This is a genomic window from Rhodospirillum rubrum ATCC 11170 (assembly GCF_000013085.1).
In the GTDB taxonomy this organism is placed as follows: Bacteria; Pseudomonadota; Alphaproteobacteria; order Rhodospirillales; family Rhodospirillaceae; genus Rhodospirillum; species Rhodospirillum rubrum.
Map to the genome: position 1 here is coordinate 2,665,890 of NC_007643.1, position 21,208 is coordinate 2,687,097.

At 64.6% G+C, this 21,208-nt stretch carries 15 protein-coding genes and 1 CRISPR repeat array; of the genes, 10 read left to right on the forward strand and 5 right to left on the reverse strand.

Going from position 1 to position 21,208, the window contains the following annotated elements:
- The first annotated feature begins 220 nt into the window (after positions 1 to 220).
- Positions 221 to 991, forward strand: a complete 771-nt coding sequence (locus tag RRU_RS11925; protein WP_201216352.1) for a DeoR family transcriptional regulator — start codon at positions 221 to 223, stop codon at positions 989 to 991.
- 170 nt (positions 992 to 1,161) lie between these two features.
- On the forward strand, positions 1,162 to 1,869 hold the full coding sequence (locus RRU_RS11930; RefSeq protein WP_014626347.1) for an HAD family hydrolase: 708 nt from the start codon (positions 1,162 to 1,164) through the stop codon (positions 1,867 to 1,869).
- 354 nt (positions 1,870 to 2,223) lie between these two features.
- A CRISPR array of direct repeats spans positions 2,224 to 3,768; the repeat unit is 37 nt; unit sequence CTCGCAGCCTATGCCCCGCCACCGAGGGGACTGAAAC.
- A gap of 204 nt (positions 3,769 to 3,972) precedes the next feature.
- On the opposite strand, the gene RRU_RS11935 is transcribed toward RRU_RS11930, so the two are convergent.
- From RRU_RS11935 to RRU_RS11945, 3 genes are all read right to left on the reverse strand, one after another.
- The gene (locus tag RRU_RS11935) at positions 3,973 to 4,323 is read right to left on the reverse strand and encodes a DUF5368 domain-containing protein (protein WP_011390059.1); all 351 of its coding nucleotides are present in this window, start codon (positions 4,321 to 4,323) and stop codon (positions 3,973 to 3,975) included.
- Between the two features lie 17 nt (positions 4,324 to 4,340).
- Complete coding sequence (locus tag RRU_RS11940; protein ID WP_162470620.1) at positions 4,341 to 5,678, reverse strand: NAD(P)/FAD-dependent oxidoreductase; 1,338 nt, start codon at positions 5,676 to 5,678, stop codon at positions 4,341 to 4,343.
- 180 nt (positions 5,679 to 5,858) lie between these two features.
- Positions 5,859 to 6,191, reverse strand: a complete 333-nt coding sequence (locus tag RRU_RS11945; RefSeq protein WP_011390061.1) for an ArsR/SmtB family transcription factor — start codon at positions 6,189 to 6,191, stop codon at positions 5,859 to 5,861.
- 121 nt (positions 6,192 to 6,312) lie between these two features.
- On the opposite strand from RRU_RS11945, the gene RRU_RS11950 reads away from it, so the two are divergent.
- Complete coding sequence (locus RRU_RS11950; protein ID WP_014626350.1) at positions 6,313 to 7,968, forward strand: FAD-dependent oxidoreductase; 1,656 nt, start codon at positions 6,313 to 6,315, stop codon at positions 7,966 to 7,968.
- An 85-nt stretch (positions 7,969 to 8,053) separates the two neighbouring features.
- Positions 8,054 to 8,632 (forward strand): Tll0287-like domain-containing protein, encoded by a 579-nt coding sequence (locus RRU_RS11955; RefSeq protein ID WP_011390063.1) that lies wholly within the window; start codon positions 8,054 to 8,056, stop codon positions 8,630 to 8,632.
- 48 nt (positions 8,633 to 8,680) lie between these two features.
- Here RRU_RS11955 and RRU_RS11960 read toward each other — a convergent pair whose 3' ends face one another.
- Positions 8,681 to 9,469, reverse strand: a complete 789-nt coding sequence (locus RRU_RS11960) for an IclR family transcriptional regulator (RefSeq protein ID WP_011390064.1) — start codon at positions 9,467 to 9,469, stop codon at positions 8,681 to 8,683.
- Positions 9,470 to 9,725: 256 nt separating this feature from the next.
- Between RRU_RS11960 and RRU_RS11965 the strand changes: the two genes are divergently transcribed.
- From RRU_RS11965 to RRU_RS11980, 4 genes are all read left to right on the forward strand, one after another.
- Entirely contained in the window at positions 9,726 to 11,885 is a 2,160-nt protein-coding gene (locus tag RRU_RS11965) for a TonB-dependent receptor (RefSeq protein ID WP_011390065.1), read from the forward strand.
- A gap of 113 nt (positions 11,886 to 11,998) precedes the next feature.
- Complete coding sequence (locus tag RRU_RS11970; protein ID WP_011390066.1) at positions 11,999 to 12,334, forward strand: hypothetical protein; 336 nt, start codon at positions 11,999 to 12,001, stop codon at positions 12,332 to 12,334.
- The gene (locus RRU_RS11975; protein ID WP_011390067.1) at positions 12,321 to 12,611 is read left to right on the forward strand and encodes a hypothetical protein; all 291 of its coding nucleotides are present in this window, start codon (positions 12,321 to 12,323) and stop codon (positions 12,609 to 12,611) included. The genes RRU_RS11970 and RRU_RS11975 overlap by 14 nt, the downstream gene beginning before the upstream one ends.
- A gap of 19 nt (positions 12,612 to 12,630) precedes the next feature.
- Positions 12,631 to 14,298 (forward strand): PepSY-associated TM helix domain-containing protein, encoded by a 1,668-nt coding sequence (locus RRU_RS11980; protein ID WP_011390068.1) that lies wholly within the window; start codon positions 12,631 to 12,633, stop codon positions 14,296 to 14,298.
- A gap of 77 nt (positions 14,299 to 14,375) precedes the next feature.
- On the opposite strand, the gene RRU_RS11985 is transcribed toward RRU_RS11980, so the two are convergent.
- On the reverse strand, positions 14,376 to 15,800 hold the full coding sequence (locus tag RRU_RS11985; protein ID WP_011390069.1) for a short-chain fatty acyl-CoA regulator family protein: 1,425 nt from the start codon (positions 15,798 to 15,800) through the stop codon (positions 14,376 to 14,378).
- A gap of 299 nt (positions 15,801 to 16,099) precedes the next feature.
- Here RRU_RS11985 and pyc point away from each other — a divergent pair, with 299 nt between their 5' ends.
- Both pyc and RRU_RS11995 read left to right on the forward strand, forming a co-directional pair.
- Complete coding sequence (pyc, locus tag RRU_RS11990) at positions 16,100 to 19,540, forward strand: pyruvate carboxylase (protein ID WP_011390070.1); 3,441 nt, start codon at positions 16,100 to 16,102, stop codon at positions 19,538 to 19,540.
- A gap of 167 nt (positions 19,541 to 19,707) precedes the next feature.
- Positions 19,708 to 21,207 carry an MmgE/PrpD family protein gene (locus RRU_RS11995; protein ID WP_011390071.1) on the forward strand — a complete coding sequence of 500 codons (1,500 nt, stop codon included), beginning with the start codon at positions 19,708 to 19,710 and terminating at the stop codon, positions 21,205 to 21,207.
- The last annotated feature ends 1 nt before the right edge of the window (position 21,208 follow it).

Here is a 21,208-nt window from a genome sequence, read left to right on the forward strand (position 1 = left end):
CGGCGTCAAGGTGAAATCATTGGCTCTCACCTTAAAGACCAACCAATTCCCTTTTCTTCCCAGGAACCAAACAACGCTGCACTGCGGGATGTTATAGTGCGATGCACAAAGCAGAGAGCGCGGCCAAAATCGATGATTGCGGTTTTTGGCGATTTCGCCGCTCTCCTCTTATGAGTCTAGATCCACCAAGGGTGATCTGGCACGGAAGGCGATGCGAACCATGAGTTATCGACGGGTGGAACGTCTGGCGATGCTGGCAACGGCCCTGGAGGCCGGCGGCTCTTTACGCCTGAAGGAAGCCGCGAAGATGCTGGGCGTTTCGGAAATGACCGTGCGCCGCGATATCGCCACCGGGGATGGCAGCCTGACCTATCTGGGCGGCTATATCGTCGCCGGCCAGGAGACGCCGGGGGGGATGGGCTATCTTTTCGCCACCGAACTGGCCTCCCATACCGAAAAGAAGCGCGACGCCTGCACCCTTGCCGCCTCGCTGATCGAACCGGGCGACACGGTGTTTCTCGACTGCGGCACCACCATGCCCCATCTGGCCAGCCGCATTCCCACCGACCTGCGCCTGACGGTGGTCTGCTACGCCATCAATGTCGCCGAGATCCTGTGCAAGAAGCCCAATTTGAAAGTTGTGCTGCTGGGCGGCATCTACCACCCCTCCAGCGCCACCTTTTCCAGCGAGGAGGCCCTGGGCACCCTGGCCAATATCGGCATCAACAAGGCCTTCATCTCGGCCGGCGGGCTGCATGCCGACCGCGGGGTCAGTTGCTCGAACTTCCACGAGGTGCCGATCAAGCGCGCCGCCATGCAAAACGCCGTGCGCCGCATCGTCGTTCTCGATTCAACCAAATTCGGCCGGGTCAAACCGGCCTTCATCGGCCAGATCGACGATTTCGACACCGTGGTCAGCGACGCCGCCGTCCCCGCCCCCTGGCGCGAAACCCTTCCCCCCGGCGTCCGCCTGCTGATGCCCGCGCCCTGAGGGGCGGGGCGCGGAGAACCGGGGCGCCGGGCGCGATCTCCCCTGTCTGGGGAAGGCCAGCCCCGAATATAATGCCCGACGAACCACTGCGAGGAAGAGGTCATGATGGCCCCCTTTTCGGCTTACGGATGGACAAATCCCGCTCTCGCCGCCACCGCTGGACAAGAACCATGACCACAGTCATCGGCTTCGACGCGGACGACACGCTTTGGCATAACGAAACCCATTTCCAGGAGATGCAGCGCGCCTTGGCCGCCATCATCAGCGGCCATACCGGCGAAACCACCCCGATCGACGACCCTCTGATGGCGGTGGAACGGCGCAACCTGAAAAAATATGGCTATGGAGCCAAGGGGTTCGCCCTGTCGATGATCGAAACCGCCCTGGAGTTGACCGATCAGCGGGTTTCCGGCGCCGAGATCGCCCGCATCATCGCCATGGTCCACCGCTTTCTGGACGGCGACATCCATATCCTTGATGGCGCGGTCGAAACCTTGACGCGCCTGCGCCATAACCATCGGCTGATCCTAATCACCAAGGGTGACGAGATCGAACAACAGGAAAAACTGGCCAAATCCAAGCTGCGGTCTTTCTTCGACACGGTCTATGTCGTTCTTGAGAAAGACCCCGACACCTATCGTTCGATCCTGGGGCGCGAGGCGATCGACCCCGGCCACTTCGTCATGGTCGGCAATTCGCTGCGCTCGGATATCCACCCCGTGCTGGCGATCGGCGGCCGGGCCATCCTCATTCCCTATGAGGTGACCTGGAAGCACGAAATGGTCGAGCTGCCAGCGGACGCGCCGAAAGCCTTCGCCACCTTGAACTCGCTCCGCGAGCTGCCGGCCTTCCTGGAAAACGGCGAGAACCGCCGCTAGCCCCCCCGATCCCCCACCCGCGCGGCGGCCGCCCAGGGAAAAGGGATTTTAAAAGGGGTCCGCCCCCTTTTCCTTCTTCTTTTTCCTTCATGTCCCGGCGTGCTCCCGGTGAAAAGCCGGTTCCCGAACCGTCGATCCTCGTTTAAACTGCCCCTACCGCGTGAGTCGTAACCTCAAAAACCACCCAAAAACCCCCTAGGTTACGACTCAAGCCAACTGTTTGAAATCGTTTAGAAAATGTGAAAACCTTCTGCTTAAGAAGGGTCATTTCGCCCCCAAAAAACACCCCGCCCGCCGAGGTTACGACAAACCACCTTGTAACCACTTGAATAATAAAGCCTTTTAGAACCGGCTCTCGCAGCCTATGCCCCGCCACCGAGGGGACTGAAACGCGCCGGTGAAGTTGGCGCCGGTGCAATCGGCGCTCCTCTCGCAGCCTATGCCCCGCCACCGAGGGGACTGAAACACGCTGGCACTATACGGTGCGTGGTCCGAGAGCTCCGACTCGCAGCCTATGCCCCGCCACCGAGGGGACTGAAACGTCCTCATCGAAGTCCTCATCCTCGACCGGGGCACCCCCTCGCAGCCTATGCCCCGCCACCGAGGGGACTGAAACTCGAGGGATCCCATATCCAAAGCGCCGAACGAGTTGAACTCGCAGCCTATGCCCCGCCACCGAGGGGACTGAAACAAGCGTTGTCTGTCGGCAGGGCGCCGAGGACGGCACCTCGCAGCCTATGCCCCGCCACCGAGGGGACTGAAACAAGCACTTTCGTAAGGTTCACTGGGGTTACGGCGGCAATCTCGCAGCCTATGCCCCGCCACCGAGGGGACTGAAACGCTTCGATCGCACGGATCCGATCCTTCAATCCAGTCCGGCTCGCAGCCTATGCCCCGCCACCGAGGGGACTGAAACCACATGGCGTGAACCTTGCGCGCCAGCGGATTGGCCGCCTCGCAGCCTATGCCCCGCCACCGAGGGGACTGAAACCCGTCCTGGAAGAAGACAACCCATTGCGAGGGGGTCTCATCTCGCAGCCTATGCCCCGCCACCGAGGGGACTGAAACTCGAGCGGCGGGAATTGGCCCTCTTGGATGGGGGATTTTTCCACTCGCAGCCTATGCCCCGCCACCGAGGGGACTGAAACTTGTTCTTGTCTTCATCCGAGGGTTTGTTTGTCTTCTCGCAGCCCATGCCCCGCCATCGAGGGGACTGAAACAGGGTGGTGAGGAATTCATAGCGGCTGTGCGTGGCCTTCTCGCAGCCCATGCCCCGCCATCGAGGGGACTGAAACCAACAGAAACGGTATCAGCCATGGTAACTACTCCCACCTCGCAGCCCATGCCCCGCCATCGAGGGGACTGAAACATGGCTAATGAATGTATTGAACGTTTATTATCCAACAACTCGCAGCCCATGCCCCGCCATCGAGGGGACTGAAACTCGGAGGTAACGCCATTGTCGGCGCCGTCGTCTTCGGCTCGCAGCCCATGCCCCGCCATCGAGGGGACTGAAACCTCCCAAGCCGCCACCAGGGCGGCTTTGGCGCGGGCGGCTCGCAGCCCATGCCCCGCCATCGAGGGGACTGAAACCCCGGGGGGTGTCGCGGTCTTAGTATTCCAGGATCCGCGCCTCGCAGCCCATGCCCCGCCATCGAGGGGACTGAAACGGTGTCGGCGACCATGCGCTGATCATTGCCGGTCGGAATCTCGCAGCCCATGCCCCGCCATCGAGGGGACTGAAACGAGGGAGAGCCCACCGTACTGAAAAGCGAGGTGGCGCATCCTCGCAGCCCATGCCCCGCCATCGAGGGGACTGAAACTCGGCGGGCAACTCGAAGCAAAGGGCGCGGGTGGTGGTTCTCGCAGCCCATGCCCCGCCATCGAGGGGACTGAAACTACTCTTCGCCTCCTTCGGGCTCACGGCTCGCGCCGCGACTCGCGCTAAAAAGGGGTCTGACCCCTTTTATCCTTTTTCTTTTATCCTCTTTTATCCCCTTAGGCACCGCGACCGATCAGAAAGGCGTTGCGCCGGGGCGCAACGCCTTGAGGGATCGCAAGATAATCCCCGCAGATCTTGGCGCCCGGGGGAAGCGCGGCCGGTCAGGCGCTTCGGCGCAGGCTGACCAGACCGAGGGTGGCATAGGCGAGGATGGTGGAGCCCGCCAGACCGATGCCCCAAATCAGCCCGACCAGCAACCAATCCACCGGCCCCCCGGCATCGGAGAAGCCCGATACGGTAACCCGGGCGGCCAGGACCAGGGCCAGGACGCCCCCGGCAAGGCCGATGAGTTCCGAGCGGACCAGCCGGCGGCTGTTGATCTTTCCCTCCTTGAGAAAAACGAACAAGGCGCCGCCCAGCCCAAGCAGGGCGAGGGCCAGCAGGATCCACAACACAGGTCCCAGCATTTCCTGGAAAACCTGAAAAAACACGATGGGATCGAATTTTTCCATGGGTCGGGTCCTCACCCTTAGAAGTGGCCGCGCAGCATGGTTAGATAGGTCGGCTTCAAAGCCATGGTCTTCATCACCCAGGTGATCCACAACTCCTCCAAAGGAGCGACCAGACCGGGGAAAGACGGGGCGAGATTGTCGTCGTAATCGAATTCCACCAGCATCGCTCGCCCCAACTTGGTGATCAGCGGGCAGGAGGTATAGCCATTATAGACGCTGGTCGAGGTCTTGCCCTGGATGTCGGCCGCCAGATGGTCGGCCATCACCGGCACCTGCCATTTGATGCTGGCGGCGGTCTTGCCCTTGGGAACGCCGGCCACATCACCGACGCCAAAGATATTGGGATAGCGCCGATGCCGCAGGCTGGCCTTGTCGACCTCCATCCAGCCATCGGCGGCGAAAATGCCGCTTTGCCAGGGCAAGGGGCTGTTGCGAACCGAGGGCGCGGCCCGCATCGGCGGGATCACGTTGATGAAATCATAGGCGATCTCGGCCGACCCGCCCGGCGTGGCGTAAGAGGCCACTTTCCGCCCAAGATCGATGCCCGTCATCACATGGTCATAGCGAACCGCGACGTCGCGCTCGCGAAACAGCATCCGCACCTTTTCCGAAACGATGGGAACGCTAAACAGCCCCTTGTTCTGGGCGGCGTAGATCAACTCGGCCTTTCCCCGCGTGCCCCGGCGCCGCAGCCGGTCCTCGGTGATGAAGGTGTATTTCAGGGGGGCGCCGGCGCATTTCATTTCGGTGATCGGCCGGCCGAACAGCCCGACGCCGCCCTCGTCGACAAAGGCGGCCATCGCCTTCCAGGTGGCGGTCGCCGCTTCGGGACCGGCATAAAGGCTGCCCAGCCCGTCCTGGCCGATGCGCTCGACCTCCATGCCGGCGATCGCCGCGTAATCCAGATGCAGGCCGGTGGCGACGATCAGATAATCATAGGCGATGGTCCGCCCGCTATCGGTGATCACCTTGTTGGCGTCGGGAACGAACTCGGCCACCCGCTCCTCGATCCAGTCGCAGCCCGCCGGCAGATACTCGGCGGTGGTCGAGGTCACGTAATCGGCCGATTTGATGCCGCCGGCCACCAGGGTGAAGCCCGGTTGGTAACAGTGGACCTTGCGGCGATCGACCAGGGTGATGGAGGCCCCCTCCAGCATCTGCGACAGCCGCGCCGCGCTCGCCAACCCCGCCGCCCCGGCGCCGGCGATGACGATCCGCGCTTTTGTCGGAAGCTTCGGACTCGCCCGGGCGGCGGGCGCCGCTCCCAGCCCCCCCAGGGCCACGACCGTGGTTCCGCCAAGCCCGCCTAGAAAGCGCCGTCGGCTGACGTCTCGCCTGTCATCGGTGTCACTCATCGTACCTCCCGGGATCATGCCGCTGCTTTGGCGGCCTTTGTTTTTTCTGAGATTACGGACCGCTGATGCTCACCCTCCCCGCGCGACTCCAGCCCATGACGCTCCCCCGCGCCGCGCTTGGGGCGCGGCCGCCGCAAGCGGCCTGACGGGGGGCGGCGTAACGGGGGACGGCGTCAAAGGTCATGGGAGGTCCCTTTTCTGCGGACAATACAGATCGACCAGGGTGTTGATCAGCACCAGGACTTTGGGGTTGGCGACCGAGTAATAAATCCGCTTCCCCTCGCGCCGGCTGGCGATCAATCCTTCGGAGCGCAAAACGCCAAGCTGTTGGGACAGCGTCGGCTGATGAATCCCCAGCGCCTCTTCCAGGGCGCTTACCGACATCTCGCCATTGCACAACTGACAAAGCAGCAACAGCCGGTTCTGATTGGCCAGGGCGAACAAGGTCGCCGTCGCTTCCGCGGCGGCCGTTCGCATGGCATCGACACTAAGGGTGGAATTTTCCGCAACCATGCGACCTCCGATATATCATCATTATATTGACTAATATAACTTACCGCAATAGGGTCGGTGCCACGGTCGTCGTCGTGACCGCCGATCGCCCCTTCAAAGCGGAGCATTGCCTGTGGAGCAGATGAGCATTCTCGTCATTGGCGGCGTGGCCGCCGGCGCGTCCTTTGCCGCGCGGGCCCGGCGCCTGTCGGAAACGGCGCGGATCACCGTCCTTGAACGCGGCCCGGACGTGTCGTTCGCCAATTGCGGCCTCCCCTATCACATCGGCGGCGAAATCCCCGATCGCGGCGCGCTGGCGGTGCAATCGGCCGCCTCGCTGAAGGGTCTGCTCAATCTCGACGTCCGCGTCCAGACCGAAGCGGTGGCGATCGATCCCAAGGGCAAGCGGGTCGAGGTGCGCGACCTCGCCAGCGGACAAAGCGCCTGGCTGCCTTACGATAAGCTGATGCTGGCCCCCGGCGCCTCGCCCCTGCGCCCGCCCCTGCCCGGCATCGACGATCCCCGCATCTTCACCTTGCGCAATTTGCAAGACATGGACCGCATCATCGCCGCCACCGCCCCGGGCCAGCGCGCCGTGGTCATCGGCGCCGGGTTCATCGGGCTGGAGATGGCCGAGCAGTTGCACCGCAAGGGGCTTGGCGTCGATCTCGTCGAACTGCAAAGCCAAGTCCTGCCGCCCCTCGACCCGCCGATGGCCGCCCTGGTCGAAAGCGAACTGCGGCGCCATGACATCGGGCTGCATCTGGGCGACGCCATCGCCCGCTTCGAAAGCCTGGGCGCCCGACTGCGCTGCCATCTCGCCTCCGACAAGACCTTGGATGCCGACATCGTCATCTTGTCGATCGGCGTCAAACCCGAAAGCGATCTCGCCCGCGCCGCCGGTCTGGAGCTTGGCGCCAAGGGCCATATCGTCGTCGATTCCTTCCAGCGCACCTCCGACCCCGACATCTATGCCGCCGGCGACGGGGTGGAAACGGTCGACCGGATCTTGGGGGGCAAAACCGCGGTGCCGATGGGCGGCCCGGCCAATCGCCAGGGACGGGTGGCCGCCGATCATATCTTCCTCGCCGACAAGGCCCGCCCCTATCCCGGTTCGGTCGGAACGGGGATCGTCCGCGCCTTCGACGCGGTGGTCGGCATCACCGGCTGGAGCGAGAAGCGCCTTGCCGCCGCCGGCCACCCTTATGAAACGGTGACGGTCAACGACAGCCATCACGCCTCCTATTACCCCGGCGCCAAGCCGATGACCCTGAAAATCCTCTGGGAGCCCGACAGCGGCCGCCTGCTTGGCGCCCAGGTCAGCGGCAGCGAGGGGGTCGACAAACGGCTCGACATCTTGTCGACGGCGATCATCGCCGGCATGACCGTCGAGGATCTGTGCCACCTTGAACTGGCCTATGCGCCGCCCTTCGGTTCGGCCAAGGATCTGGTCAATCTCGCCGGCTTCGCCGCCTGCAACCGCCGCGACGGACTGGTCTCCCACACCACCGAGCTGCCGACGGACCCGCAGGTGCAGGTGATCGACGTGCGGGGCAAGCCGCTTGCCGAGGCCTATCCGGCGCCGGGGACGACGATCAACATTCCCTTCCCGACCCTGCGCGCCCACCTCGACACCCTGGACAAGACACGGCCGGTGGTGACCCTCTGCGCCTTTGGCAAGATGAGCTATTTCGCCGCCCGGGTCCTTAGCCAGCATGGCTTCACGGTGAAAAGTTTCAGCGGCGGCCTCAAGGCCAATGTCGATCCGCGCACCCCGGGCAAGTTGCCCGGCGCCTGAGGGCGGGCGGTTCCGGGAAAACCGCCTAGCCGACTGTTCTGTAAGGGACGGTTCCATCGAACCGTCCCGCCGATGGAGATCGCCGATGGCTCGTTTCGCCCTGCCTTGTCTGGCCTTGATGGGCGTGGCGCTGGTTCACCCGCCCGCCCGCGCCGAGGACCCGGCCGCTTCGCTGAAAACCGAGGCGGCCGGGCTGGTGAAAACCTATTCCACAACCTTGCTGACCGCCTTGCAAGACGCCCTGGATAGTGGCGGCCCAGTGCTGGCGATCGAGGCCTGCCACACCCAGGCCGGACCGATCGCCGCCGACCTCGCCGCCCACAGCGGCTGGTCGATCAAACGAACCAGCCTGAAGCTTCGCAACCCCGCCTCGGCCCCCGACGCCTTCGAGCGCGAGACGCTGGCCGCCTTCGAAGATCGCCTGGGCAAGGGCGAGGCCATCGCCGATCTGACGCGGACGGCGATCGTCAAAGGCCCCGATGGCCGCGAGACCTTTCGCTTCGCCAAGGCCATTCCGCTTGGCCAAGCCTGCACGACCTGCCACGGCGTGGCCCTGACGCCCGAGGTCACGGCGAAACTTCACGACCTTTACCCCGAGGATCAGGCCGTGGGCTTCAAGCCCGGCGACTTACGCGGCATCTTCTCCCTCAGCCGACCGATGTAACGGCCCCCGGAGGAGCGCGGCGGCGGGAAAGCGGCGGGCCCGCCGGGGTCAGGCGAACGAGGCGTCGCCGCCGGTTTCGCGCGCCACCGCCCGGGCGGTCTCGAACAAGGCCTCGCGGTCGGCCCGATCCCCGGTCCGTCCCAGATTGGTCACCGTCGTCATCACGCAGACGAGTTCTTGCTGGGCGTCGAAAACCGGCACGGCCTGACCGGTGATTTCCGGCAGAAGATGGCCGGTCAACTCGGCGCCCCGGGTTTGCCGGATCCGCGCCAGGGTTTCCGAAGACGGCGGGGTGCCGCGAAAGTAATCGGGCTGAAGACGCCGGGCCACGTCGATATGGTTGGGCGTCAGGAAGGCCTGAAACACCAGCCCGCAGGCGGTGTTGTCAAGCGGCAGAATATCCCCCAGGGCTAAAGAACTGATCGAGAAATAGGCGCTGCGATACCAGCGTACCAGCGTCGGCCCGCGTTCGGTCCAGATGGCGACCCCGGCGCTGGCGGCGATGCGGTTGGCCAAAGCTTTCATATGCCGGGCGGCGATCTCGACGGCGTCGGTCCGCTTAAGGGCGGCGATCCCGACACTCAGCGCCAGCGGTCCCAGATCATAAAAGCCGCTAACGCTGTCTTGCTTGGCCAAGCCCTCCTTAACCAGACTTTGCACATAGCGATGGGCGGTGGAGCCGCCGGTTCCGGCGCGCCGCGCCAGGGTGCCAAGGGCGAGCGGCTCCTCGGCATTGGCCAAAATGGTCAGAAAACGCGCGGCGATCGAGACCGATTGGATGGTCGCCGAGCGCTTCCCGTCGGAAGACCCTTCACCGTCGGGAGGGGAATTGGACATGGAAAACGAACCCTTCGCCTAACGATCCCGATTGCCGGAAAGCCGGAGGACCCGGCCCTATATCGCCCGGGCAGCGCTGTCAATCCACTCCGGTATTCCCCCCAGGGCGAAGCCCGCCCTCCCCCGGCCCCGCCGTCTCGTTGCCGAAATATCACAACCCCCACGAAATTTGCGCCAATTCCATAATACGGGATGACTTCCACATTTCGATACGGATTATGCGATCAGTTCTTATTTGCAAGGGAGTCGGCAATCCATGCGGGCAGACAGGGTTTTGGGACGGTTTTTCGGCGCGGGTCTGGCATCGCTGTCCACCGCCATCGCAACCTCAGCCCTGGCGCAGGGTGCGGCCTTGGCGCCGGACGCGGCCCTGGCGCAGGACGCAACCCTGGCGCCGGGCGCGACCCTGGCGCAGGGCGCGGCCGATCCGACGCAGAGGTCGATTGTTCTTCCGCAAATGGTGGTGAGCGGGGAAAAGATCGAACGCCCGTTGGAGGATACGGCGAGTTCCGTCGCCATCCTCCCGGCCGAGGATCTGGAAGACAAAAGCGGCGCCGCGAGCGTGGCCGACGCCATCGCCGACGTGCCCAACGTTCTTTATACCGGAACCGTGGGCGCCCCCATCATCCGGGGCCAGGACACCCAAGGTCCCAACTTCGGCTCCACCGCCTTTTTCGGCGGCACCATCCCGCGCGCCACCGTCAATCTCGACGGCCATTATCAGAATTATTACGAATATGTTTTCGGAACGACATCGATCTGGGATGTCGAAAGCGTCGAGGTCTTCCGGGGCCCGCAGACCACCTCGCAGGGCGCCAACGCCATCGCCGGCGCCATCATCGTCAATACCAAGGATCCGACTTTCGAGCCCGAAGCCTCCTATCTGGCGGAAATCGGCTCCTATTCCCGGCGGCGAACCGCCCTGGCGCTGTCGGGGCCGATCATCGCGGATCAATTGGCCGCGCGCATGGCGATCGATTATTCGGGGCGCGACACCTTCGTCGAGTATGTCAATTCGAACTTCGACACAGGCGACGCCGACCTCGATTTTCGCTCGCTGACCGCGCGGGGCAAGCTGTTGTGGGAGCCCGAGGCGCTGCCCGATCTGACGGCCAAGCTGACCTATGCCTTCGGATCGGCCAACCGTCCCACCTGGGAAAGCGCCTCCAGGCCCTATGACGAGCTCGACAACGCGACGCTCTCCATGCCGAGTTGGGAACAGCGGACCCATACCGGCATCGCCGACCTGTCCTATGCTTTCGCCAATGATATCACGCTGTTCAACCAGACCCAGTATTCCGACACCCACGTCGACCGGGTGACCGAACCCGCCAACAATGGTTCGGCCGTCATCGACCAGAACACCGTGTCGAACGAACTGCGCCTGACCCTGGGCGACACCGAGTCCACCCTTAGCGGCATGACCGGGCTTTATCTGGCCCGTACCCGTTCGAAAGACACCTTGCACATTCGCGGCCTGTCCCGCTTCGACGACGAAAAACAACATGCCGGGCTGTTTTCCGAGATGGCCTATCGGCTGACCGATCGCTGGACGCTGACGGGCGGCCTGCGCTACCAGCGCGATCACATCCTGCGCAGCGGCACCTCGAGCTACGCCCGCACCGCGCTTGATTACGACGAGAGCTTCGATGCCTGGCTGCCCAAGGTCTCGCTCGCCTATGACGTAACCCCCGAGGTCACGGTCGGCGCCCTGGTCAACCGCGGCTATAATCCGGGCGGCGTCAATCTCAGCTTCGCGAGTTCCAAATACGTCACCTTCGAGCCCGAGACGGTGTGGAATTACGAAGTGTTCAGCCGGGCCAAGCTGCTCGACGATCGCCTGATCCTGACGGGCAACCTGTTTTACAGCCGGCATTCGGACTCCCAGCGGCTGCTTCCCGATTATCTCAATGGCGTGCAATACGGCAGCGTCGTGGTCAATGCCGACAAGGCCCAATCCTATGGTCTGGAACTCGCCGTCGATTACAAGATGCGCGACGATCTGCGGGTCCGGGCCGGGGCGGGCTTGCTGAAAACCCGGATCGGCTCTTTCTCCAATGCCGAGGGAACCAGCTATGAGGGAAATGAATTCGGCCGCGCCCCAAGCTACACGCTAAGCCTGGGCATGGACTGGGATATCACGCCCAAAGTCCGGCTGTCTGGCGAGGTCAAACACACCGATGGCTATTATTCCACCGACGAGAACATCTCCGCCTATGCGGTCGAAAACTACACGGTCGCCAATGCCCGTATCGGCTACGCGCCCCGGGAATACCTGGAGGTGTATGTTTTCGCCAACAACATCTTCGACAAGCGGGCGCCGGCCTATCTTTATGATGACCGCTCCGCCGGCGGCATCGTCGCCAATATGATCGAGCCCCGCACGGTCGGCATCGGCGTCAAGGGCACCTTCTAAGCCCTCGCCAAGCCCTTGGCCATCGCGCCGAGGCCAAAACCGGTCGCCGTCGGCCCCAGGCCGGCGCGACCGGTGGCGCCGAAGATTTACTCCAGTCGCAAGGACCCACCACCATGGCCGTGACGATGGCGCTTGGTTTGACGCTCGCTCTGGCGGGGTGTTTAAGCCTTTATCTGACATCCCCCCACCAACGCTTGACCGCGCGCCCCTGTCCCGCCCGGCCCCTGCGGGCGGCCGGCGGCCTGCTGCTGGGCCTTGGCCTGATCGTTCTTGGGCAGACCATGCAGATGGTGGCGGCCGTCTTCACCCTGGGCAGTTGGATCATGCTGTGCTTCGTGGCGCTGCCCTACCTCGGCCTGCTCGTCGCCTCCTCCCCCCGGCCGGCTGCGGACCGGAGCCCGGGTGAGGGTGACAAGGCTGACACGGAGCTGCGCCATGACATCGCCTAAGCATCCCCCCATCCGGCGCGACTGGCTGTCGAAAATCCTGGCGGGCACGCTTCTTGGATTCACCCTGGCGCTGGGATGCAGCGGCCTGCTGGTGCTGGCGCTGCCCCAGCTTCCCCTGCCCGTCAAAGCCCAATTGGCCATGTGGGTGGTCATGCCGCTGTGGCTGGGAGTGCTCAGCGGCTGCTTCGCCTTCCGCGACGGCCGGCGCGCCTGGCTGTGGCTGGGCGGGGCCACCGCCCTGGTTCTTGACCTGCTGGTCGTGGCCCGCCTTTCGTGATCGACAAGGATATTGCCTGATGCCCCCCGACATCCTGCGCATCTACAAGACCGTTCACACCTGGACCGGCATCCTGACGGGCATGGCGTTGTTCATCGCCTTTTATGCCGGCGCGATCACGGTCTTCAAGGAACCGCTCGCCCGCTGGGCTTCCCCGCCGATGACGACGCCCGTCGCCCCGTCCCTGGACGACGCGCTTCCTTTGATTATCAGCACCTTGCGGGCCTCGCCGGAAGCGGCCCGGGAGTTTTCGCTGCATCTGAGAGAGGCCGAGCACCTGCCGGGGCGGTTGGAGTGGCAAAGCCCGGCCGAGGGGGCAGAGAGTCACCGCCACGATACCCTGGGGATGGAGCATTTCGTCGCCCATCCGGGGGAGGACGGCGCGGCGCGGATCGAGGCGGTCGCCCCCTCGAAGCTGGCGGAATTCATCGATGTTCTGCACCGGGTGGTCGGACTGCCCTTCGATAGCGATACCGCCCGCTGGATCATGGGCGTGATCGCCTGCCTCTATGCCCTGGCCCTGGTGTCGGGGGTGGTTTTGCTGGTGCCGACCCTGGTCAAAGATCTTTTCGCCCTGCGTCCGGGGCGCAATCTGAAGCGCCTGTGGCGCGACGCCCATAACGTCGTCGGGCTTTTCAGCCTGCCCTTTCACCTTGTCATGGCCCTGACCGCGACCGTTTTCGCCTTCCATGACGATCTTTACAGCCTGCAAGACACCGTGATCCACGACGGGCGGTTGGCCTCCGTCTGGCAAGCGCCCTCCCCCGCTCCGCCGCAGCCGGGGGAGGCGCGCGATCCGGGCGCCCTGCTGCCCCCGGCCGATCTGCTGGCCCGCGTCCGCGCCCTCTCGCCGACCTTCACGCCGATCCGCCTGCACTACACCCAGGCGACCGGCCCGCGCGCCATGGTGCGCGTCTGGGGTCAGGACGCCACGGCCCTGGTGTCGCGGCCGGCCGGCGGGTTCGTCGCGATCGATCCCTATAGCGGCCGGATCGTCAATGCCGACTATCTGCCCGGCCACCAAAGCCCGGCCCTGACCACCATCGGCAGCTTTTTCGCCCTGCATTTCGCCACCTATGGCGGCCTTCCGGTGAAATGGATGTATTTTCTGCTGGGGCTTGCCGGCGCCTGGCTGTTCTACAGCGGCAACCTGCTGTGGATCGAAAGCCGTCGCAAGACCCAGCGGCGGGGAGAGGCCACCCCGCCCCGGCAGCGCCGCGACACCACGGTGATGGCGGCGCTCAGCGTTGGCGTGTGCCTGGGCTGCCTCTCGGGCCTGTCGCTGACCATCGTCGCCGGAAAATGGCTTCATGGGGTGGTCAGCGATCTCACCACTTGGCACCAACTCGTCTATTACGCCGTCTTCTTCGCCAGCATCGGCTGGGCTTTCTTGCGCGGAGCGGCCAGGGCCTCCGTCGATCTGCTCTGGCTGGCGACCCTGGCGACGGCGGCCATTCCGTTGACGAGCGGACTGTCCTGGCTGATCCCCCCCTTGCCGCTTTGGGGCCATACGAGCGCCGCCAGTTTAGGCGTGGACGCGACGGCCGGCCTGGGCGCCCTCTGCTTCGCCCTGATGGCGCGCGCCACAAGCCGGCGCCTGCGGTCGGGCCAAGCCGACAGCCTATGGGTGATCCAAGACGGCGAGAGCGGCGGGACCGCAAGCCCGATCAAGCCCTTGCGGCCGTAACATCCGGGAGGACGCGGAGAGCCCGGCGATCGGTTCTCCGCTCGCCGCCGGAGAGTCTTGAGATCAAAGCACTTTGCCTAAGTCGCCCGATAGGGCTCGAACAGGCTTCGCCGCTCATCGACGATCAGGCCTTTCCCCAGCGGCGGGAAGGCTCTTTGCGGGCAAGCCGGACGTTCGCAGACCTTGCAGCCGGCGCCGATCGGCGTGGCGGTGCTGGCGTCGCTGAGATTCAACCCTCGGGCATAGACCAGCCGATCGGCGTGGCGGAGATCGCACCCCAAGCCGATGGCGAAGGTCTTGCCCGGAACGCCAAAGCCGCCCCGATTGTGGCAGACGGTGCGCGCCACCCACAGATAGGTGCGCCCGTCGGGCATCTGGGCGATCTGGGTCAAGACGCGGCCGGGGCTGGCGAAGGCGGCGTAGACATTCCACAAGGGGCAGGTTCCCCCGACGCGGGAGAAATGAAAATCCGTGGCCGATTGCCGCTTGGAGATATTGCCGGCCCGGTCGACGCGGATAAAGAAGAACGGGACGCCGCGCGCCCCGGAGCGTTGCAGGGTCGAGAGCCGGTGGCAGATGGTCTCGACGCCGACCCCGAACATTTCGCCCAACAAATCGACGTCATAGCGCAAGCGTTCGGCGGCGCTCAGGAATTCGCCATAGGGCAAGATCAGGGCGCCCGCGTAGTAATTGGCAAGACCGATCCGCGCCAGGGCGCGGGCCTCGGCGCTGGCCAGACGGGGCGAGCCGACCAGGGCGTCCAATAGGGCGGAGTGATCGAGAAAGGCCAGTTGGGTCGCCATCTGAAACGCCCTTTGGCCGGCTTCCAAGGCGCGCGACAGATAGAGCACCCGTTGATCGCCATCAAAGCGACGATGCTCGTTGCCCGCCATGTCATCGCGGCCCTGGATGACGACGCGGATGCCGTGACGATCGCGCAAAAGACGTTCCAGGCTGATGTCCATGGCGCCGATACCGAGGTCGGCATCGAGAAAAAGCCGCTCGGCGGCCTCGTCGAGTTCGGCCACGTGGTTATGGCGGTCGTAAAAGAAGTCGCGGACCTCCTCATAGGGCATGGGGGGCGGCGCCACCCCCAGACTCTCGGCGGGAACCCCCAAGCTGGCGGCCATGGCCTCCAGGCGCTCGGTGGCGCCCCGGGCCCGCCGATGCAGGGTTATCAAGGCATGGCCGATCATCGGCATATCGGCGGCCAAGCCCTTGATTTCAGACAGCGTAATGGTATCGCCCGTTCCCGACTCGCTTAGGGTCTCGCGCAGATCGGCGATCAGGCGCGCTTCCTCGTCTTCCGAGAACAACTGCACATCGACGCCGAAGGCGGCGTTGATCCGCAGCAGCACCGGCACGGTGAGGGGCCGTTGGTTGCGCTCCATCTGATTGAGATAACTGGGGGAAATCTCAAGCGTCCTGGCCAGGGCCGCCTGAGTGAGACCGCGCTCCTCGCGCAGGCGCTGCAACCGCATCCCCATAAACGCCTTCCGCATGCCCCCTCCTTCGCAAACTTCGCAAAATACCTATTAAGCCTTCACAAAACTCAACATATTCATTGCGTTAAGATAAAGGCTGCCCTGAGCATATTTGCAAATTACAACCAGAGACGGCAAGCCCGGAAAAGGCGGGCGGAGTCCGGCTCACCCCGCCCCCCTTCTCCGTCCCGCTCTCCATACCCTTCGCGACTTCACCGCAAAGCCTCCGCAAACCTTTGCACGTTCAGCCATTTCCCCTGCCCGGGGCGCCGCCGATAGTGCCGGTCGGATTGTTCAAACTGAGGCGGCGGGAAAAAATGGGGCAAAAGATCAAGCGGCTGATGGTCGCCAATCGTTCGGAGATCGCGATCCGCGTTTTTCGGGCGGCGGCGGAACTCGGGATCCGAACCGTCGCCCTCTATGCCGAAGAGGACCGGCTGTCGCTGCACCGTTTCAAGGCGGACGAGGCTTACCGCGTGGGGGCCGGCAAAGGGCCGCTTCAGGCTTATCTGGCGATCGATGACATCATCGACATCGCCACGCGCGAAAAGATCGACGCCATCCATCCCGGATACGGTTTTTTGTCGGAAGACCCGGCCTTCGCCGAAGCCTGCGCCGCGGCGGGCATTCGGTTCATCGGCCCGACGCCCGAAACCCTGCGCCAACTCGGCAACAAGGTCGCGGCCCGCAATTTGGCCCGATCGCTCGGCGTGCCGGTGATGCCGGCGACGGGTCCCCTGCCCACGGATCCGGGGGTGATCCACCGTCTCGCCAAGGATATCGGCTATCCGGTGATGCTGAAGGCCTCCTGGGGCGGTGGCGGCCGGGGCATGCGCCCGATCGACAGCGAGGAGCACCTGCTTGACGCGGTCACCACATCCCGGCGCGAGGCGGCGGCGGCCTTCGGAAAGGATGAGGTCTATCTTGAAAAGCTCGTCCGCGCCGCCCGCCATGTCGAGGTGCAACTGCTCGGCGACAGCCATGGCACGCTTGTTCACCTGTTTGAACGCGACTGTTCCATCCAACGCCGCCATCAGAAGGTCATCGAGCGCGCCCCCGCCCCCTATCTGGATAGCGAGACCCGGAGGCGGCTGACCGACGCGGCGTTAAAGATCGGCCGCGCCACCGGCTATGTCGGGGCCGGAACCGTCGAGTTCCTGATGGACGTGGCGACCAACGACTTCTTCTTCATCGAGGTCAATCCCCGCATTCAGGTCGAGCATACCGTGACCGAGGTCGTGACCGGCCTCGATCTGGTGAAAGCCCAGATCCGCATCGCCGAGGGCGGGCATATCGGCCAAACCGCCGAAACGGGAATTCCGGCGCAAGAGGCGATTTGCCTCAATGGCCACGCCATGCAATGCCGGATCACCACGGAAGATCCCGAGCGTGGCTTCGTTCCCGACTACGGCCGGATCTCCGCCTATCGCGGCGCCTCCGGCTTCGGCATCCGGGTGGATGGCGGAACGGCCTATTCGGGCGCCGTGGTCACACCGTTCTACGACGCCATGCTGGAAAAGGTGACGGCCTGGGCCCCGACGCCCGATGAGGTCATCGCCCGGATGGAACGGGTTCTGCGGGAATACCGCATTCGCGGCATCGCCACCAATCTGCCCTTCCTGGAAGCGATCTTGGCCCATCCCGACTTCCGGGCAACGCGCTACACCACGCGCTTCATCGACGAAACGCCGGCGTTGTTCAACAGCCCGCGACGCCGCGATCGCGCCACCAAGCTTCTGACCTATATCGCCGATATCACGGTCAATGGCCATCCGGAGATGGCCGGGCGGCCGCCCCGCGCCGTGGCGCGGATCCCCGAACCGCCCCGTTTGGGAACGACGCGGCGGGAGGGGACGAAACAAGGCCTCGATCGGCTGGGAGCGGACGGCTTCGCCCGCTGGATGCGCGCGCAGGATCGGGTTCTCATCACCGATACCACCCTGCGCGACGCCCATCAGTCTCTGCTGGCCACCCGCTTGCGCAGTTACGACATCGTGCGGGCGGCCGAGGCTTACGCCACCGGCTTGCCCGACTTGCTGTCGCTGGAATGCTGGGGCGGCGCCACCTTCGATGTCGCCCTGCGCTTCCTTTCCGAAGATCCCTGGGAACGGCTGGCGGCGATCCGGGAGCGCGTGCCCAATATCCTGCTTCAGATGCTGCTGCGCGGCGCGAATGGCGTGGGCTACACGAATTATCCCGATAACGTCGTCCGCTTTTTCGTCGCCCGGGCGGCGGAGGGGGGGATCGATCTTTTTCGTATCTTCGACTGCCTCAACTGGATCGACAACATGCGCGTCGCCATCGACGCCGTGTGCGAGGCCGGCAAGATCGCCGAAGGCGCCATCTGCTATACCGGCGACATCCTCGACCCCGACCGGGCCAAATATTCGCTGCGCTATTACGTCGATCTCGCCCAGCAGCTCGATGCCGCCGGCTGCCATGTGATCGCCATCAAGGATATGGCCGGGCTTTTGAGCCCGAAAGCGGCGAAAGTCCTGGTAAGGGTTCTGCGCAACGTCACCGACCGCCCCCTTCACCTCCATACCCACGACACCTCGGGCACCGCCGCCGCGACCCTCATCGCCGCCATCGACGCCGGGGTCGACGCCGTCGATCTGGCCATGGACGCCCTGTCGGGCACCACCTCCCAACCCTGTCTCGGCTCCGTGGTCGCGGCGATCGGCAAAAGCGACCGCGACAGCGGCCTCGATGCCGAGGCGATCCGTCGGATGAGCCTGTATTGGGAAGACGTCCGCGCCCTTTATGGCGCCTTTGAAAGCGACCTGCGCGCCGGAGCCTCGGAAGTCTATCTCCACGAGATGCCGGGCGGCCAGTTCACCAATCTGAAAGAGCAGGCCCGGGCGCTGGGCTTGGCCAACCGCTGGCACGACGTGGCGGCGGCTTACCGACAGGCCAATGATCTGTTTGGCGATATCGTCAAGGTCACGCCCTCGTCCAAGGTCGTTGGCGACATGGCGCTGATGATGGTGTCGCAGGGGCTTACTCCCGAAGACGTGCTCAATCCCGACCGCGACATCGCCTTTCCGGCCTCGGTCGTCGACATGCTCAAGGGAGACCTGGGGCAGCCTTATGGCGGCTGGCCCGAAGCCCTGCGCAAAAAGGTCCTCAAAGGCCAAGCCCCCTTGACCGTCCGCCCCGGCGCCTTGCTGGGAACGGCCGATCTGGGGGCCCTGCGCGCCAAAACCGCGGCCGAGATCGGCCGTCCGGTCGATAACCGCGATCTCGCCTCGGCGCTGATGTACCCCAAGGTCTTCGCCGATTTCGCCCGCGCCACCGAGACCTGGGGCCCGGTGGCCGTCCTGCCCACGCCCACCTTCTTTGGCGGCATGAAAGTCGGCGAAGAAATCGTCGTCGAGATCGAACCGGGCAAATCCCTGATCATCGTGCTTCAGGCGATTGGCGCCGCCGAGCCGGACGGCAAGGTCAAGCTGTTCTTCGAGTTGAACGGCCAGCCCCGGGTGATCCGCGTCGCCGACCGCAGCCGGGTGGCCGCTCCCCCCCGCCCCAAAGCCATCGAGGGCGACGATCGGCAGGTCGCCGCGCCAATGGCCGGGGCCGTCTCCTCGATCCTCGCCCACAAGGGACAGGCCGTCGCGGCGGGCGATCCCCTGCTGACCCTGGAGGCGATGAAGATGGAAACGACCCTTCACGCCCCCCGCGACGGAATCGTCGCCGATCTGCTGGTCCAGGTTCAAGAAACCGTGGAAAGCAAAGACCTTCTGCTTCTGCTTCAGTAATTCCCCGGCAAAAAACCGGAACTTCGCAATCTTCGCAGATTCGCAGAACGGCCTCTTCAAGACTTCACGGTTTCAGCCCTGTCCCACGCATCGCCCCTTGCCGATGATGCGACACTGCCTTCGCGGCCCTTTGGTTGCCCACTTCAAAAAAAACGGAAGTCCAGGACATGAAGCTTCACGACGTTCGCACCTATAAATCCGCCGAACCGCTACCGCGCGAAAATCAATTGGCGTGGAAACTCGCCGCCGTCGCCACGGATCGGGTGCCCGTTCCCCCCGACGTCACCGAGATGATCGGCAACCGCATCCTCGACAACGCCGCGGTCGCCGCCGCCTCTCTCGCCCGCGGCCCGGTCCGTTCGGCCCGCGCCCAGGCCCTGGGTCATCGGTCGGAGCGGGGGGCGCCGATCTTCGGCTTGGCCGAAGGCGGAAAGGTCAGCCCGGAATGGGCCGCCTGGGCCAACGGCGTGGCGGTGCGCGAGCTGGATTTTCACGACACCTTCCTGGCCGCCGAATACAGCCATCCCGGCGACAACATCCCGCCGATCCTTGCCGTGGCGCAATCCCTGGGATGCGACGGCGCGGCGCTGGTGCGCGGTCTGGCCGCCGGCTACGAGATCCAGGTCGATCTGGTCAAAGGCATCTGCCTGCACGAGCACAAGATCGATCATATCGCCCATCTCGGGCCAAGCGCCGCCGGTGGCATCGGCGCCCTGCTGGGGCTGTCCACCGAAGTCACCTATCAGGCCATCGGGCAGGCCCTTCACACCACGACGACGACCCGCCAATCCCGCAAGGGCGAGATTTCGAGCTGGAAGGCCTATGCCCCCGCCTTCGCCGGGAAAATGGCGATCGAGGCGGTCGACCGCGCCATGCGGGGCGAAGGCGCGCCCGCGCCGGCTTACGAGGGCGAGGACGGCTTCATCGCTTGGCTGCTGTCGGGCCCCGGCCATGTCTACCAGGTGCCGCTGCCCGAGCCCGGCGAGGCCAAGCGGGCGATCCTCGACACCTACACCAAGGAATATTCGGCAGAATATCAAAGCCAGGCCCTGATCGATCTGGCCAAGCGCATGGGGCCGAAAGTCGGCGACCTCTCGCAGGTCGAGCGGATCGTCATCCAGACCAGCCATCACACCCATTACGTGATCGGCACCGGCGCCAATGATCCCCAGAAGCTCGATCCCCGCGCCAGCCGGGAAACCCTTGACCACTCGATCATGTACATCTTCGCCGTCGCCCTGCAGGACGGCGGCTGGCATCACGTCAAAAGCTATGCCCCCGAGCGGGCGGGACGGCCCGACACCATCGACCTCTGGCACAAGATCACGACCGAGGAAGACCCCGCCTGGACCGCCCGCTACCACGCCAAGGGCGCCGACAAGGCGTTTGGCGGCAAGGTGATCATCACCTTGAAGGGGGGGCGCCAGATCGTCGACGAACTGGCCGTGGCCGATGCCCACCCCGCCGGAACCCGACCCTTCGCCCGCCCCGACTACATTGGAAAATTCCGCACCCTGGCCGAGGGCGTCATCGCCCCCGCCGAGCAGGACCGTTTTATCGCCCTGGTCGAGAGACTGCCCGAGCTGACCGCGGACGAGGTCGCCCACCTGAGCTTCGTCGTCTCGCCTGACACCCTGGGGCCGGCCACGCCGCCCGGCATTTTCTAAA

Coding starts and splice junctions, on each gene's coding strand:
- RRU_RS11925 (WP_201216352.1), top strand. CDS start 221: ATGAGTTATCGACGGGTGGAACGTCTGGCGATGCTGGCAACGGCCCTG.
- RRU_RS11930 (WP_014626347.1), top strand. CDS start 1,162: ATGACCACAGTCATCGGCTTCGACGCGGACGACACGCTTTGGCATAAC.
- RRU_RS11935 (WP_011390059.1), bottom strand. CDS start 4,323: ATGGAAAAATTCGATCCCATCGTGTTTTTTCAGGTTTTCCAGGAAATG.
- RRU_RS11940 (WP_162470620.1), bottom strand. CDS start 5,678: ATGAGTGACACCGATGACAGGCGAGACGTCAGCCGACGGCGCTTTCTA.
- RRU_RS11945 (WP_011390061.1), bottom strand. CDS start 6,191: ATGGTTGCGGAAAATTCCACCCTTAGTGTCGATGCCATGCGAACGGCC.
- RRU_RS11950 (WP_014626350.1), top strand. CDS start 6,313: ATGAGCATTCTCGTCATTGGCGGCGTGGCCGCCGGCGCGTCCTTTGCC.
- RRU_RS11955 (WP_011390063.1), top strand. CDS start 8,054: ATGGCTCGTTTCGCCCTGCCTTGTCTGGCCTTGATGGGCGTGGCGCTG.
- RRU_RS11960 (WP_011390064.1), bottom strand. CDS start 9,469: ATGTCCAATTCCCCTCCCGACGGTGAAGGGTCTTCCGACGGGAAGCGC.
- RRU_RS11965 (WP_011390065.1), top strand. CDS start 9,726: ATGCGGGCAGACAGGGTTTTGGGACGGTTTTTCGGCGCGGGTCTGGCA.
- RRU_RS11970 (WP_011390066.1), top strand. CDS start 11,999: ATGGCCGTGACGATGGCGCTTGGTTTGACGCTCGCTCTGGCGGGGTGT.
- RRU_RS11975 (WP_011390067.1), top strand. CDS start 12,321: ATGACATCGCCTAAGCATCCCCCCATCCGGCGCGACTGGCTGTCGAAA.
- RRU_RS11980 (WP_011390068.1), top strand. CDS start 12,631: ATGCCCCCCGACATCCTGCGCATCTACAAGACCGTTCACACCTGGACC.
- RRU_RS11985 (WP_011390069.1), bottom strand. CDS start 15,800: ATGCGGAAGGCGTTTATGGGGATGCGGTTGCAGCGCCTGCGCGAGGAG.
- pyc (WP_011390070.1), top strand. CDS start 16,100: ATGGGGCAAAAGATCAAGCGGCTGATGGTCGCCAATCGTTCGGAGATC.
- RRU_RS11995 (WP_011390071.1), top strand. CDS start 19,708: ATGAAGCTTCACGACGTTCGCACCTATAAATCCGCCGAACCGCTACCG.